Here is a 15737-nt window from a genome sequence, read left to right as displayed (position 1 = left end):
AGATTATCGCTCTTCAGGCAAATTGATATTCATTTCCAACATTTCAATATTAGCTTCTGAACGCACAGACATTTGAATATGTTGTTCATCGACACCACGCACGTAGCGATTTACCACTTGCATGATTTCTTTTTTCATCTGATCAATTTTGTCTTGGCTTAAGCGTTTACCTAGACCTTGTTCAGAAGCAACAATCACTTTTAAGCGATCTTTTGCTGTTTGTGCGCTAGATGGCTTGTCTTCACCGCTAAATAATTTGCTCCAAAATCCTGCCATGTCTACGCTCCAAATAATCGTGCTAACCAACCTTTCGGTTTTGTTTCAATATGACGAAACGGACGTTCTTCACCCAAGAAACGTGCAACTAAGTCATCATACGCCTGACCTGCAGCAGCATCGCTATACAGAATGACAGGTTTACCTTCGTTAGATGCTTGAAGTACGCTCTTACATTCAGGAATCACGCCTAAAGTTGGTACACGTAAAATATCTTTAGAAATGTCGTCAATGGTCAGCATTTCTTGTTTATCGGCACGTTCTGGGTTGTAACGTGTAATACACAAGTGCTTACGCACACGACCTTCATTTTGTTCTACTTTTTTGGTTTTGCTGTCAAGCATACCAATAATACGGTCAGAGTCACGTACTGAAGAAATTTCAGGGTTAGTCACAATAATCGCTTCATCGGCATGGTACATTGCAAGAATGGCACCGCGCTCAATCCCTGCAGGTGAGTCGCAAATAATGTAATCAAACTCTTGTGCCAACTCATCCATAATACGTGCCACACCTTCATCGGTGAGGGCATCTTTATCACGGGTTTGTGAAGCTGGAAGAATATAAAGGTTTTCGATATCTTTATCGCGAATTAATGCTTGTTGTAAACGCGCTTCATTATTTAATACATTCACAAAATCATAAACAACGCGACGTTCACAACCCATAATTAAGTCAAGGTTACGTAAACCCACGTCAAAATCGATAACAACAGTTTTGTGACCACGTAGGGCTAAACCTGTTGCAAAAGATGCACTTGTAGTGGTTTTACCTACGCCACCTTTGCCTGATGTTACGACAACAATTTTCGCCACCGAATCCACTCCTGTTATGGTTTAAATTCCCCTATATTTTTTGGGGATTTTTGGTGATTATTTATACATTAAAATTGTAGAGCTTCAAATACAAGCTCTTGGTTATCATTTAAGTAAATATGCACAGGTTTTTTGGTCACATGCTGTGGAATGTCGTCCGCAACGCAATATGTGCCTGCAATAGATACCAATTCTGCTTCTAGGGAATGACAGAAAATTCGTGCTGCAATATTCCCGCCCGCGCCGGCAATGACTCTACCACGTACACTACCATAAATATGTATATTTCCTGAAGCAATCACTTCGGAACCGCTGTTAATGCCTGCGGTTAAAATGATGTCGCCCTGATGCTGTACCAAGCATTGACCTGTACGCAAAATTTCATCATGGTACGACGTAATATGTGCTACAGCAGGTGTAGTTTCAGCGACTTGATTTTCAGTCTGTTGCTGTTCTGCGGCAGGCTCAGGTTTAACTTCCACCACTTGTTCTTTGGTCGCTTTCACTTCCTGCAATGGACGGTCTTGCGGGATGACAGGGAACTGAATAGCACGTGCCTGATCTGCCATAATGCCTTCAGTCACAGCAATTGGCTGTGCTTCTAGGCTAATTAGCAATTGAATTAGCGCAATCAATTCTTGTTCGACTGAACTTTCAATGACCACCAAAACCCCTGGTGGAAATGATTTTTGCAACATTGGGCTTAGTTGCTGGCGGATCGCATCATGATCATTGGTGTCTAAGCTAATGCGAATCGCATTGACCAATCTGCCTTTTATCCGTATGTCAGCCATAATAATTCCTTAACACTTCTAACTTTGCTGGTTGTTGAAGTCATCTTATAAATAGAGCAAATCCTAGAACAAATTGGGTGAATTCTCTAGTTCAGTTACTAAAAATATTTCACATTGTTTTAGCTAAAATTATCGAAAGACCTTTATGAAATATCGTGTTGTTGTCCTTCATTTAAAATTTGTTGCCATTGTTTAACTTTTACTTGTTTGCGAATTGCTTCTAAACTTTCAAATATCGCTGATTCTACTAATTTATCAATATGCTGATTATGTTCAATCTCAATCTGACTAATTTTTTCAGCAATCATTTGATAAGTTGGATTTTGTACTTGTTGATGCTGCTGTGCAAAAGGTTCAATTAAACCTTGGGTGATATTTTCACCCAATCGCTGTCCGATACTTTGAATTTGCTGTTCAATACGTCCACCCACCAATGGAATCAGGCGCAGTAATTGTGTCAGTTCAGGCGTATCTTCAATGGCTTGATTCACCACCAGTCCGACATTTTTCGCAATCATGTGACGCTGCATGTGTAATTCTTTGCCTAAAGATTCCTGCAAAATATCGGCTAGAGCAATCGCGAGTAATTGACGATGATGCTCGACCAAATCATCAATAAATTGTTTGTGAGTAGTACTGGTGGTCAATTCACGTTGCACTCCATTGAGTACCGTGAGCACCACACGGCTACTGAGTTCTTCCATGAGCAAGTTGTAGTAAAAGTTGCCGCGTTTATACCAACTGTCTGGAATGACTTTATAGCCGTGGCTATGCAGGTTGTAACCAATCGCGATGGCACGTAATAAACGTAAAAAACGCAATTGCGGAATAATCGCAAGAATTTCATACCAGTGAATAAACGGGAAAAACCACCAACGCTGATGATGTTTGAAAATAATTGCAATACCCCAACGTACGCCTAACTCTACAATTAAAAATGTGGTAAACCAGCCTTCGGTAATCACCACCCAAGGGCGCAATTCTGTTCGATAAAACTGTAAAATTTCAGGTAGACGAATAAAATCGAACAACCATTCGCCAAAATCACTCATTAAAATGGCATTGGCACTTAAACAGAACAAGTTAAAGATGATTAAACCCATCAAAAACAAGTCATAAGCCAAGGCAATTTTCCATCCCCATGAATCTTTACGCAGGGGATGAAAAGAGGATTTGATGACAGGTTCTTCAGACTTTTTCATGGCGTACCTGAATGGTTATGCAGTCGGAGCTGCAAGTTTTTGTTGCATGCTTTCAATCAATTGATCTTTTTCCAGCCACAGTTCATGCACCCATTGCTGAAAACGCTCACGATATTCAGCATCATCTTCGTAATTGCCGCCCAACACCCAATCTGGAATATTAATTTTGCGTAAATTCACCGCAATGCGCGGCACCTCACCTAACCAAAACTCGCTATAGCCCGGCACGCCATCTGGGTACACAATGGTCATATCTACCAAGGCATTAATTTGATCACCCAAAATATTCAATGCCAAAGCTAAACCACCAGCTTTTGGCTTTAATAAATGTTGATAAGGCGATTGTTGTTGATCATGTTTTTCTTGGGTAAAGCGTGTGCCTTCTAAATAATTCAGCAGGGTAAAGGGCTGACTTAATAACTGTTGGCAGGCTTTACGCGCTTCTTCCATATCGCGGTCTTTCAGCTCAGGTTTTTTGGCAATTTGTGCTTTGCTGTGACGCTTCATCATTGGGAAGCCTAAAATTTTAAAGGCTTGTCCTACAAAGGGAATAAAGATCAGTTCCCACTTGGTAAAAAAGCGGGTCAATGGCATACGGGTTAAGCCAAAATACTGATTTACTGTGGTATCGACCCAACTTTGATGGTTACAGGTCATGAGATAACGACCTTGCATGCTCAGTTGCAAATCTTCATCAATGCTGATATCCCATTGGGTGTTGGGTAATACATGATCAATCAGCCAGTTGTTTACACTGAGCCAACTGTTGGTAATTTGAATATTGGTTTCATCGACCTTACGTGACTGCTTTAACAGTTTGGTTAAGCCCAAAGCCAACACAGGAGGGCCGTGAAAAAATGTACTGCCAGTGATGACTGTACCCACGGTGAGACCTTTTGTGATTTTTTTTAATAAAGGGTGTTTCTTTGCTTGCGATGACATATAAATCAATCCTGAAGATAAATCGTCCAATGCGTCACGTATTTGTAGATTACTCCACTATAAATGTTGTTTTTAAAATAAAAAAGTGTAGAAGTGAAAGTGTGTAGAAATTGTGATGAAGTTATACCCAGATTTGTACATGATCATGTATATTTGTAAGTAAAAGTTTTTTTATTAACAAAAAATCAATGGTCTAAGTATATTTTTTCATTCAATATTCAGCCTGTACAACAAAACACAAGTAAGGAGGCATGCCATGCGTGCATTAGTAATATCGACAGCAGTTGTAGGGGCAATGGTATTAACAGGTTGTCAATCGACTGGTAACAACCTTGGTGGTATGGAATATGACAAAACAGCGTTAGGCACAGTAATTGGCGCTGCTGCAGGTTATGGCGTCTCTAAAAGTAACGCAAACACAAGTGCACAAAACAACCGTGCTGCAGCGATTGGCGCAGTTGTCGGTGGTGCAACTGGTGTTTATCTTGACAATAAAGAGAAGAAACTTCGCCAACAAATGGCAGGTACAGGCGTAGAAGTTAAACGTAATGCTGATGGTTCTGTTGGCTTGATCATGCCAGGTAACATCACGTTTGATACGAACAAATCAAACATCAAACCAAACTTCTACTCAACTTTAAATAAAGTTGCGCAAACCTTAACTGAAGATAACAAGAGCGGTATACTTGTAACAGGTTATACAGACAGTACAGGTAATGATTCAATCAATATTCCTCTGTCTCAAGCGCGTGCGCAATCTGTAGCAAGTTACTTGGCATCTCAAGGTGTTTCTACAACACGTATTAATGTACAAGGTCAGGGTTCAGCAAACCCAATCGCATCGAACGCAACTGCTGAAGGCCGTGAGCAAAACCGTCGTGTAGAAATCAGCATTTATGCGATCCAATAATCTGGCATTGTATAAACTGTAAAGAACCGCCTTCGGGCGGTTTTTTCATGTCAAAAATTTAGTGTTGTCTAATTGCATACTCAGCAAATAGACAATGACGTTGAAAGCAGCATTTTAGATTAGTCATCTTAGGCTGAGATGACTATAATCAAGCTCGAACCGAAATAGAGGAAATACTATGTCACTGGCAAGTCAGTTAAACGACAAGCAACTTGAAGCGATGAAATACACTCAAGGACCCTTGTTAGTGCTTGCAGGGGCGGGTTCAGGTAAAACTTCGGTGATTACCCGAAAAATTGCCTATTTGGTTAAGCATTGCGGGATTCCTGCGCATCGTATTACAGCGATGACTTTTACCAATAAAGCAGCACGAGAAATGAAAGAGCGTGTGACCAAATTGTTGTCACGTGAAGAAGCTAAAGGATTATCGGTTTCGACTTTCCACACATTTGGTCTGAACTTATTACGTTTTGAATTAAAACACACGCCGTTAAAAGCCAACTTCTCTATTTTAGATGCCGATGACTGCAAACGTATTTTGATGGATTTAATGCACCGCGATAATTTGTCGGGTGCAGAAAGCAAAGAATTGATTGCCAAAGCCATGAAGATGATTTCAGACTGGAAAAATGATCTGATTGCACCAGAGCAGGCGCATACCACCTGCGAAACGCCAGAAGACATCCAATTTGCACATTTATATCAACTTTATGAACGTAATTTACGTGCCTATAACGCGGTAGATTTTGATGATTTAATTGTAATGCCGACACGGCTTTTGCAAGAAAATGCCGAAGTGCGTGACAAGTGGCAAAACCGTGTTCGTTATTTATTGGTCGATGAGTATCAGGATACCAATACCGCACAATATATCTTGGTGAAATTACTTGTAGGTGTGATGGGGCAGTTTACTGCGGTAGGTGATGACGACCAATCGATTTACGCGTGGCGCGGTGCGAAGCCTGAAAATATGGCCTTACTGAAAGACGATTTTCCAAATTTAAAAGTGATTAAACTTGAGCAAAACTATCGCTCGACTAGTCGTATTTTAAAAGCAGCCAACACTGTTATTGGTAATAATCCACATATTTTTGATAAAAAACTCTGGTCAGATAAAGGTCATGGTGAAGTGATTCGGGTGATCACTTGCCGAAACGATGATGATGAATCAGAACGCGTGGTGAAAGACTTACTCACCCATAAGTTAATGAACGGTAAAAGCTGGAAAGATTATGCGATTTTGTATCGTGGTAACTTTCAGGCGCGCATTTTGGAAACCCAATTACGCCAAATGCAAATTCCGTACAAGCTTTCAGGTGGTCAGTCATTCTTCGCGCGTGCTGAAATCAAAGACATCATGAGTTATTTGCGTTTGATTATTAACCCTGAAGATGACAGCGCATTCTTACGCATTATTAATACGCCTAAACGTGCGATTGGCCCTGTGACTTTGGAAAAATTAGGGCTGTTTGCACAAGAAAACCATTTGTCATTATTGGCTGCCGCAGGTGATCAGCGTCTGACGATGGCAATTCCGAAAAAAGCCACGACACAGTTGGCAGAGTTTGCAGATTTTATTGGTAATTTTACCCGTAATTTATTGGAAGATGATGAGCCTGTGCCAATCATCCGTCAAATGATGCTCGAAGCAGGTTATATCGACTACATTAAAGAGCAAGCAGCCACCCCTGCGCAGGAAAAAACCAAGCTAGATAATATTGAAGTTCTGTATAGCAGCATCCAAAGTTTGATTAACCGTGCTGAAGATGTCGATGAAAAGAATATTGAAAGTGTGATTCGTAAAATGGTGCTGCTCGATATGCTCGAACAGCAACAGGAAGAAGAAGACACTGATAAAGTCAATTTATTGACCCTGCATGCGTCCAAAGGCTTGGAATTTCCGTACGTGTATTTGATTGGTTTGGAAGAAGAGCTTTTACCGCATAAAAACTCGATTGTGGCAGATACTGTCGAGGAAGAACGCCGTTTGATGTACGTGGGGATTACTCGTGCACGTCAGGGCTTAACCATTACTTTGGCAGAACAGCGCAAAGCAGGTGGGCAAATGAAACAGATGACCCCAAGTCGTTTTTTGGATGAATTACCACAAGATGAATTGGAATGGCTCGGACGTAAGAAAAAGTTAGCCGGTGATGTCGATCCTAAATTACAGGCACAGCATTATTTGGAAAATTTACGTGCCCTGATTAAGCGCTGAAAAACATTCAGGGGGTGTTGATGCAAGTACAGCATCAAAGGGCACATCGAAAATCGAAATTACATTGAAAATTTAAAACAGGATAAACCTCATGAAAGTTCAAGTTAAAGTCTTAGATTCACGTTTAGGTACAGAATGGCCAATGCCAACTTATGCAACTGCAGGTTCGGCAGGTTTGGACTTACGTGCTTGTGTAGACAGCAGCACCGTGATTGAGCCAGGTCAAACTGTATTGGTCAAAACAGGTTTAGCGATTTATATTCAAGATACAGGTTTTGCAGGCATGATTTTGCCGCGTTCAGGCTTGGGTCACAAACATGGCATCGTGTTAGGTAACTTGGTGGGTTTGATTGATTCAGATTATCAGGGTGAGTTGATGGTTTCGGTGTGGAACCGTAGCCAAACAGCATTTAGTCTAGAACCTGGTGAGCGTTTAGCGCAATACGTTTTGGTTCCTGTGGTACAGGCCAAGTTTGAACAAGTAGATGAATTTGTTGCCACCGAACGTGGTGCAGGTGGTTTTGGGCATACGGGCAAAAACTAAGTTTACTTAGGTTTCAGCCTATATCGTTTGGTAAGGTTTTACCTGAAACTTTACCAGCAATTCTTGAAAAGTAACGAAAGATGAACTAATAATGACAAGTAAATCACTAGCTCTGATGAGACCATTGCACATCTATTAAAAAATCTAATTAGAATTTTCAAAATATCTCGAGCCAAGATTTATTTATTTTATGTTGGTTCATCTTTGTAGTTGTAAGCCTATGAACAATCCACAAACACTTTTTCCACAGCATATTTTTCGCGCTTACGACATACGTGGCAAAGAAACTGTGCTGACTGTGAAATTGATAAACGCGATTGCACAAGGATTGGTGCAACAATATCAACAACAAAAGCAAACTCAAATTAGTATTGGTTATGATGCGCGTTTAAATAGTCCTACTTATGCTGAAATTGTGCGCCAAGTCTTTCTTGCCCATCAATTTCAAGTAAAGATGGTGGGTTGTTGTTCTAGCCCCATGCTGTATTTTATGGCACGACTTACGGCAGGCAATGGCATTATGCTTACGGCTAGTCACAATCCAAAATCAGACAACGGCATTAAATGGATAGTACAGGGCAAACCGCCAAGCCCTGAAATGATTCAACAAGTGGCACACGATGCAGCACCACATTATTTAAATACCGATGCAACAACATTCCTTGAATTACAACAAGCTGACAATATCTCTCATGAATTTATTGAAGATGCGTGTCAGCAATATCAAAATGCGATGTTGCAAGACCTGCATCTGGCACGCACTTATAAAGTTGTGTTGGATGGGATGTATGGCTCGGCTGGGCATTGTGCTGCTCTGGTGTTGCAAAAGATGGGTTGTGAGGTAATTTCTTTACGCTGCGAAGCCAATGGTCATTTTCCAGAGCATGCACCCGATCCATCTCAAGAAAAACACTTACAGCATTTAAAAACTGCGGTGCGTAAACATCAGGCAGACATTGGCATTGCTTTAGATGGCGATGGTGACCGTGTCGTCTTGTTGGATGAACGTGCAAATGTGCTTTCTGCCGATCGCTTGTTGTCCTTATTTGCAGAAATGTGCTTAAAAACCCATCCTCAGCATCAAGTGGTGTTTGATGTAAAATGCTCCACCATGGTACGCAATACCGTACGTGATTTGGGTGGCGAACCAGTGATGATTCGTACAGGTAGCACCTTCTTACGTCGTTATTTGGCTCAGTCACAAAACAAAGCAGTGTTTGGTGGCGAATACGCGGGACATTATGTATTTAATGATGGACGTGGTTTTGGCTATGACGATGGTATTTACGCCGCCTTGCGCGTGCTGGAATATTTAAGCCATAGTTCTTACAGCAGTCTTTCAGCACTGATGCAGAAATACCCTGAGCGTTGCTGCACCGAAGACACTTATATCAGCACACGTAATATTGAACCGAGTATGGTTTTAAATGATGTTGAAAGTTATAGCCATCGCAGTGGGGCAGAATTAAGTAAAATAGATGGTGTAAGACTTGATTTTGAAGATGGATTTGGCATTATTCGAGCATCTAATACAGGCGAATATTTTACAGTGCGTTTTGATGCCGATAATCCATCACGACTGAATGATATTCGCGATACATTTGTTTCCATGTTAAGTGAGCGATATCCTGAAATCGCCCAAGACATTTTAGATGCTCAATAAGGAGAGGCGAATGCCACATCAACAGACTGGTATCGACAAAGCGCAAATTTTGACCGAAGCTTTGCCGTATATTCAACGTTTTGCGGGCAAGACCCTTGTTGTGAAATATGGTGGCAATGCCATGACCGATCCTGAGCTAGAAAGTTCTTTTGCTCGCGATATTGTGTTGTTAAAAACCGTGGGCTTAAACCCAATTGTGGTTCATGGTGGTGGCCCACAAGTGGATTCTATGCTCAAGCAATTGGGACGTGAGTCTGACCGTATTGATGGTATGCGTGTCACCGATCCTGCGACCATGGAAGTTGTAGAGATGGTTTTGGGCGGGAGCGTCAATAAATCTATCGTCAATTTAATTAACCAACATGGCGGTCGTGCCATTGGTTTGACGGGTAAAGATGGTAACTTGATTCGCGCGCAGAAATTATTGATGCAAAAAACCACTGAAACAGGCGAAGTACAACAGATTGACCTTGGCTTGGTGGGTGAAGTGGTGGGTGTCAAAACCGATGTGTTGGAAATGTTTACCAGCAGTGACTTTATTCCAGTGATTGCACCTTTGGGTGTCGATGATGCAGGCAATACTTATAACATCAATGCCGATTTGGTCGCAGGTAAAGTTGCTGAAGCATTGGGGGCTGAAAAGTTAATTTTGCTGACCAATATTTCGGGTGTATTAGACGAAAATAAAAAACTGTTAACCGGTTTGACCACTCAGGAAGTGGATCGTTTAATTGATACAGGTGTGATTTACGGTGGCATGATTCCCAAAGTGGGTTGTGCTTTGGATGCAGTCAAGGGTGGTGTGATCAGCGCACATATTGTCGATGGTCGTGTGCCACATGCTACTTTATTGGAAATCTTTACAGATCATGGTGTAGGAACATTAATTACCAACCGTGTCCAAACGCGTAAATGAAACTTTAGAAGATGATCCTTAAAAGAGCTTCTCAATTGAAGCTTTTTTTTTGTATAAGACTTTGAGCACAAAACTAAAATTTTTTTGATTCAGCATCCTTGAAATAGCTTTGTCGCGATCTTGAAATCTTAAATTTTAGTCAGTGACACCGCAGTCATCATAGTGTCATGTCGCTGTCCTAGTGTAGGAGAAAACATGAGGTATCTATGATGCTACAAAAATTAAATCAGTATCGTCAGCAGTTTAGCTTTCCTATGGTTAAAGTGGGTAAAGCTCAGAAAAAAAACAGCAAAGCTACGCAATATGCGTTTGAATGGGTTGAAAATTTAAAGCAACTACAAGAAGTACAGCGTTTTCGTGCAAAACAATTTTCAAAGCAATTTGGCATTGAATTTGAATCAGGTTTAGATCAGGACTTGTACGATTTTGGCTGTGAACACGCCGTACTTCGAGATAAATCTACGGGCGAAATTGTTGCCTATACCCGTTTAAAACTTTGGCAAGGGCATGACCTTGCGAATAGTTATAGCGCTCAAGAGTTTAAAATTATAGATGAGTTAGGCCATCTCTCGAATATTGTCGAAATGGGGCGTACTTGTGTGCATCCACGTTATCGTTCAGGCAAAACACTCTCTATTTTATGGCTAAATCTAGTACCGAAAGTGTTATGGGAAATGCGTGCCAAACACCTGATTGGCTGTGTCAGTATTCGTTTAGAAGGCAATGAAGCGCGGGCTTATCATACTCATCAAGTGATTCAGCAATTGGCAGAAAATCAGCGCTGCGATATTCAGTCACAGCAGCCGTTTGAGCCAAGTTGCCCGAGTCACAGTTTTAGCCAAGATGAACGAATTCCTAAATTGTTTGATGTTTACCTGAAAATGAATGCCAAGTTGTCTGAACAAGCATTTTACGATCGTGATTTTAACTGTTTGGACTATTTTGTTTTGTTAGATGTGAAACAGATGGCAAAGCATTTTATTCGCCAAAAGAAAGTAAAAGCATCATAACCTCGTGATGAAATAGAGATTTCTACAGCACTGCATATTTATAGAATGGTGATGTAGAAATCTAATTATATTTTTCAGATTTGAATTATCTACATGGCTGATGCACAATAATCAGATAATTTCATTATTTGTATAAAGATAAGGCCTTATGTGTCAGTTGCTTGGAATGAATTGTGCCACACCTACCGATATTACCTTTTCATTTCGGGGATTTTCGCAGCGCGCAGGAATCACCTCAGACCATTCTGATGGCTTCGGAATTGCTTTTTTTGAAGATAAAGCTTGTCGTTTATTTGTTGATAACCAATCTGCAGTAGAATCACCCATTGCAGAATTGATCCGCAACTATCCCATCAAATCGCGTAATGTGATTGCCCATATTCGTAAAGCGACACAAGGCAAAATTAATTTAGAAAATTCGCATCCGTTTAGTCGTGAGTTGTGGGGACGCGAGTGGATTTTTGCCCATAATGGCGATTTACATGACTTTTATCCACGCTTATCAGGCCGATTTACTCCTGTGGGCAATACCGACAGTGAACGAGCATTTTGTTATTTGTTAGATCAATTGGTAAATCGTTTTGGTTATGATGAACCTAGCCTGACACAAGTTTTTGATCTATTAGTCGAAATTTCTCCTACAATTGCAGAACATGGCACTTTTAATTTTTGTTTGTCTAATGGTCAGGCATTATTTAGTTATGCAGTGACCAAATTACATTGGTTAGTACGCGCTTATCCATTTCAACCTGCACAATTAATTGATTTAGATGTTGAGGTCGATTTTAGCCAAGTCACCACAGCAGAGGATTGTGTGGCGGTGATTACCACCGAACCTTTGACTCAAAATGAAACATGGACTGCATTTCAACCAGGTGAAATGATTTTATTTCAACATGGACGCCCAATTAAAACCCAAATGACACATATTGCGCGATTGGAACGTGAGCGTTTAAATCCTGAACTAAGGCGGATGACCAAAGCTGATCAATATTAATCAGTCCGAGTCGTATATGTGAAAAATATTCATTTTATTTAGGTGTATTTTCATAAAATCAAGAATAAAAATGTGTGAATTGATTAATTAATCATCGATTCTTTTGGTCGGGTATTGCTATTGTTTTTAATAGACTTCTTGCGTTAGTCAATTTTAAGCAGCCAAAAGCTATATTTTATGAGTTTTAGGCGATTCAAAAATTAGACAAAAGTATACTTTCGCATGAGGTCTAATGTAAATCAATTGGTTATGTTTGTTTTTTGTGGTTTTGATGAATCCCTACCAATTCACTTCATTTTTATTTAAGGGAAATACTGCTACTATTCCACAGTGTGATTATTCATTTATTTCTGTAAGGTGGTCGTATGAAGATGAAATGGGTTCCAGAATACAACACTGGTATCGATGTGATTGACGATCAGCATAGACGTATCCTCGATTACATTAATGAAATTGTTGAAATTAGCGATGGTACTGATCGAGCACGTATAAAGCAGATTTTAGATAATATTATTGACTATACCCAGTCGCATTTTACCTTTGAAGAATCTTTACAAGAAGAAGCTGGTTATAAATACCGCGTGCCACATAAACGAGTGCATGATTTATTTATTAAAAAAATTGAGTCTTATCGTGATCGTTTCGAAATGGGGCAATCCATTGAAGGTGAATTGCATGAAGTCTTATCACAATGGTTAATTAATCATATTCAACACGATGACGCCGATTATGTAGGGGCTGTAAAAGAGAATATGATGGGCATTATTAAAGAAAACGAGAAGAAAAAAGGTAAAGGCTGGTTCGCACGTTTCTTCTCATAAGTCTGAAGCCAAAAAAATGAAAGAATAACAATTATAAATTTGCGCAGCAAACTAGAGGAGTTGCTGACACTATCATCAATAGATGGAGTGTTAGCAGCCTCTCAGACAGTTTGCTTTTTTCTTTTTGAGGTTTTGCTTTTCCTTGATGACAAAGGCAAAATAGACCTAGATTTTTATTAGGACAGCGTCATGCAGGACAATGCTATGTCACGATGGTTATCGCCGCTGATGGCATTTGGTTTATCATTCATTATTATTGCTACACTCGCACCAATGACAGGTATTCAAGTTGAGCGTCAGCTCGACTTTTGGTTATTGTGGTTAGCAACCATGCTGATTTTGGCATTACCGATCACTTATTTGGAAATTGCCTTAGCCAAACGCTCAAAAACGACAGCATTACAAGCACTTTCAAGTTTAACTCGTGATGCCGATGCCTCTCAAAAATGGCGTTTGGTGGGCTGGCTTGCAGTGGTGTTCATTCCATTTTTAGCAGGCGGTTTGTTGTCTAATGCTGCGCAAATTTTAAATCAATATGCCGCTGCGGACTTGCCTAGTCATGTCTTGTTTTTGATTGTGGCTGTTTTAGCACTGACATTGTCATTAGTGCCGCGTCAAATTTTATTGCTATGTACCGCTGTTGCTGTTGTGGTGGCTTTGGTTTTATCGATGGTGATGGGTTCAGAACTTCCTGCATGGCAAGTCACTTCAATTGAGTTTAGCGAATGGGGTAGTGCAACTGTTTTGGCTTTGGTGGCCAGTGGTTTAGGTATGGGCTTGTACTGGCAAACCAGTTTGCCGCAAGCACAGCAACAATCTGCAGCAACCGCAACGGTATTGCCAATTTGGATTGCTCAGCTATTGGCAGTCTTTGCTTTTGCATTCTTTGCCGTGCAGGCACAAATTCCAGCGTTGGCTTTGGTGGTGGCAACTGTTGCAGCAGCAGCGGTTTTATTGCAATTGGCACGTGAACAATTAGCACAACGTCAAATGGCGGTTGCGATTCAGTGGATTGTATTGACTGCAGCAACTTTGGTTTGGGCAATTCCTGCCATTCGTCCAGTATTTAATTTTGCCTTGTTGCTCTGGGGCCTAGTCATTTGTTTGATTTACGCTATTTTTGCAGGCTGGATTATGAAAATCAGCCATCTGCGTAAAGCCATGAACTTTAGCAGTGAAGCCTTTTATAACATTTGGCGTATTGCGGTACGTGTGGTGTTGCCTGTATCTATCGTAGTGGCAATGGTGGCGTTAATTGGACAGTGGTTCGCATGAGTCAAATGGCACAGGTTTGGGTGGCCTATGCCACACCCGAACAACAATGGCATATGACAGTTGCATTTCAGCAGGGCATGACTGTTTTGGATGCAATTCAGCAAAGTGGAATTGCAACAGCAACGACATTGCCTGAACCGTTGATGGTGGGTGTTTTTGGCGTACGGGTTGAGCCGCAGCATGTATTACAAGCAGGTGATCGGGTTGAGATTTATCGTGCTTTGACCATTAATCCGAAAGATATTCGTCGTAAACGTGCCGCAAAGAACCCAGTAGGGCGTTATGCCAAAAGCAATCGCTTGAGACAATTGCAATGATTTAAAAAACCCCTCAGATGAATTTCAGTGAGGGGTTTCTTTTTATTCTAAAGCGGCTATAGTGGTGGCGCGTTGAGAATCGCTTCTTTCGATCCTGGTAGACCTGGTTGAGATTCTGGAATCGTTTCCAAGCCTTCAACTTTTTCTACAATACCATTTGGATTGAAAAAGATTTTCAAATGCTGACCATGCGCGGCAGGGATCTTGGCTTTTTTAGCATAAGTTCCTGGGATATAGTTGTAAATGTAGTCCCAACGTAATGGATTCATCGGATCGGCGATGGTTGGACTGCCCAGCAAAAAGCGGACTTGTTGATGACTCATACCGACTTGGACTTTAGACGCTTGAGCTTGGGTTAATGGTGTACCCTGTGGAATATCGACTTTATAAACGCCCAAGGTCGAACAGCCTGCGAGCAGTGAAGTGACCAATAACGTCAACATGATTTTTTGCATTTTGCTACACTATCCCAAATTAATTATGATGCATTTGATCTTGATCCAGTGTTAGATCATACTGCATCTTAACTTTGTTGCATATTCCAACTTTAATTTTGTTGAGAGACCTTTTTTCATGCCTATTTCAAATCAAGAATTACGCAAAGCTGGACTTAAAGTTACCCTTCCACGAATTAAAATCTTAGAATTATTAGAAAATTCAAAACAACATCATTTAAGTGCAGAAGATATCTACAAAACTTTACTCGATCAGGGTGAAGATGTGGGTTTAGCAACTGTGTATCGTGTGTTAACACAGTTTGAAGCTGCAGGCATTATTGAGCGTCATAATTTTGAGAACAATCATTCTGTGTTTGAAATTATGCAGGAAGATCACCACGACCACTTGGTTTGCTTGAACTGTAGCAAAGTGGTTGAATTTATTAACGATACCATTGAAAAAGAACAGCATGATGTAGCTGAAAAATTTGGTTTTGAGCTCACAGGGCACTCGCTGAATTTATATGGTTATTGTGATGCGCCAGAATGTCGTGAAGCCTTACGCAAGAAATAATTTGCTGTAAGCATAAAAAATAAGCT

Annotated in this window: 17 protein-coding genes; 11 read left to right on the top strand and 6 right to left on the bottom strand. The window is 40.6% G+C overall.

Translation table 11 applies throughout. The features are described from left to right. Window positions 1-3: 3 nt before the first annotated feature. The 5 genes from minE to LZP46_RS11400 form a co-directional block, all read right to left on the bottom strand. A complete protein-coding gene (minE, locus tag LZP46_RS11420) occupies window positions 4-276 on the bottom strand; it encodes a cell division topological specificity factor MinE (protein ID WP_096902698.1) in 273 nt (90 codons plus the stop codon). A gap of 2 nt (window positions 277-278) precedes the next feature. After that, entirely contained in the window at window positions 279-1091 is an 813-nt protein-coding gene (gene minD / locus LZP46_RS11415) for a septum site-determining protein MinD (RefSeq protein WP_096902697.1), read from the bottom strand. Between the two features lie 68 nt (window positions 1092-1159). Next, window positions 1160-1885 (bottom strand): septum site-determining protein MinC, encoded by a 726-nt coding sequence (gene minC, locus LZP46_RS11410; RefSeq protein ID WP_004975296.1) that lies wholly within the window; start codon window positions 1883-1885, stop codon window positions 1160-1162. A gap of 143 nt (window positions 1886-2028) precedes the next feature. Beyond that, window positions 2029-3087, bottom strand: a complete 1059-nt coding sequence (locus LZP46_RS11405) for a preprotein translocase subunit SecA (RefSeq protein WP_236093892.1) — start codon at window positions 3085-3087, stop codon at window positions 2029-2031. A 15-nt stretch (window positions 3088-3102) separates the two neighbouring features. Then, the gene (locus tag LZP46_RS11400; protein WP_236093891.1) at window positions 3103-4029 is read right to left on the bottom strand and encodes an acyltransferase; all 927 of its coding nucleotides are present in this window, start codon (window positions 4027-4029) and stop codon (window positions 3103-3105) included. A 256-nt stretch (window positions 4030-4285) separates the two neighbouring features. On the opposite strand from LZP46_RS11400, the gene LZP46_RS11395 reads away from it, so the two are divergent. From LZP46_RS11395 to LZP46_RS11350, 10 genes are all read left to right on the top strand, one after another. Further along, window positions 4286-4939: an OmpA family protein gene (locus LZP46_RS11395; RefSeq protein ID WP_236093890.1), complete on the top strand. Its 654-nt coding sequence runs from the start codon at window positions 4286-4288 to the stop codon at window positions 4937-4939. 178 nt (window positions 4940-5117) lie between these two features. Further along, window positions 5118-7157 carry a UvrD-helicase domain-containing protein gene (locus tag LZP46_RS11390; RefSeq protein WP_019838281.1) on the top strand — a complete coding sequence of 680 codons (2040 nt, stop codon included), beginning with the start codon at window positions 5118-5120 and terminating at the stop codon, window positions 7155-7157. A gap of 91 nt (window positions 7158-7248) precedes the next feature. Continuing rightward, window positions 7249-7701 (top strand): dUTP diphosphatase, encoded by a 453-nt coding sequence (dut, locus tag LZP46_RS11385; protein ID WP_004975307.1) that lies wholly within the window; start codon window positions 7249-7251, stop codon window positions 7699-7701. Between the two features lie 220 nt (window positions 7702-7921). Continuing rightward, on the top strand, window positions 7922-9364 hold the full coding sequence (locus tag LZP46_RS11380; RefSeq protein ID WP_236093889.1) for a phosphomannomutase/phosphoglucomutase: 1443 nt from the start codon (window positions 7922-7924) through the stop codon (window positions 9362-9364). Between the two features lie 10 nt (window positions 9365-9374). Then, entirely contained in the window at window positions 9375-10280 is a 906-nt protein-coding gene (gene argB, locus LZP46_RS11375; protein ID WP_236093888.1) for an acetylglutamate kinase, read from the top strand. A 209-nt stretch (window positions 10281-10489) separates the two neighbouring features. Continuing rightward, on the top strand, window positions 10490-11290 hold the full coding sequence (locus LZP46_RS11370) for a GNAT family N-acetyltransferase (protein WP_236095215.1): 801 nt from the start codon (window positions 10490-10492) through the stop codon (window positions 11288-11290). A gap of 148 nt (window positions 11291-11438) precedes the next feature. Further along, window positions 11439-12287, top strand: coding sequence for a class II glutamine amidotransferase (locus tag LZP46_RS11365; protein ID WP_236093887.1), 849 nt, complete (start codon window positions 11439-11441; stop codon window positions 12285-12287). A gap of 365 nt (window positions 12288-12652) precedes the next feature. Then, window positions 12653-13108 (top strand): bacteriohemerythrin, encoded by a 456-nt coding sequence (locus LZP46_RS11360; RefSeq protein ID WP_236093886.1) that lies wholly within the window; start codon window positions 12653-12655, stop codon window positions 13106-13108. Between the two features lie 189 nt (window positions 13109-13297). Beyond that, window positions 13298-14383, top strand: coding sequence for a hypothetical protein (locus tag LZP46_RS11355; protein ID WP_236093885.1), 1086 nt, complete (start codon window positions 13298-13300; stop codon window positions 14381-14383). Further along, window positions 14380-14700, top strand: coding sequence for an RnfH family protein (locus tag LZP46_RS11350; protein ID WP_236093884.1), 321 nt, complete (start codon window positions 14380-14382; stop codon window positions 14698-14700). Before LZP46_RS11355 ends, LZP46_RS11350 begins: the two co-directional genes overlap by 4 nt. 56 nt (window positions 14701-14756) lie before the next feature. Here LZP46_RS11350 and LZP46_RS11345 read toward each other — a convergent pair whose 3' ends face one another. Continuing rightward, entirely contained in the window at window positions 14757-15155 is a 399-nt protein-coding gene (locus tag LZP46_RS11345; RefSeq protein WP_178318246.1) for an outer membrane protein assembly factor BamE, read from the bottom strand. A gap of 118 nt (window positions 15156-15273) precedes the next feature. Here LZP46_RS11345 and fur point away from each other — a divergent pair, with 118 nt between their 5' ends. After that, complete coding sequence (gene fur / locus LZP46_RS11340) at window positions 15274-15711, top strand: ferric iron uptake transcriptional regulator (RefSeq protein WP_004975325.1); 438 nt, start codon at window positions 15274-15276, stop codon at window positions 15709-15711. The last annotated feature ends 26 nt before the right edge of the window (window positions 15712-15737 follow it).

This window comes from Acinetobacter sp. SCLZS86 (genome assembly GCF_021560715.1).
Lineage (GTDB): Bacteria > Pseudomonadota > Gammaproteobacteria > Pseudomonadales > Moraxellaceae > Acinetobacter > Acinetobacter towneri_A.
The sequence above is the reverse complement of the archived record's forward strand: the minus strand, read 5'-3'. Positions and strand labels throughout refer to the sequence as shown.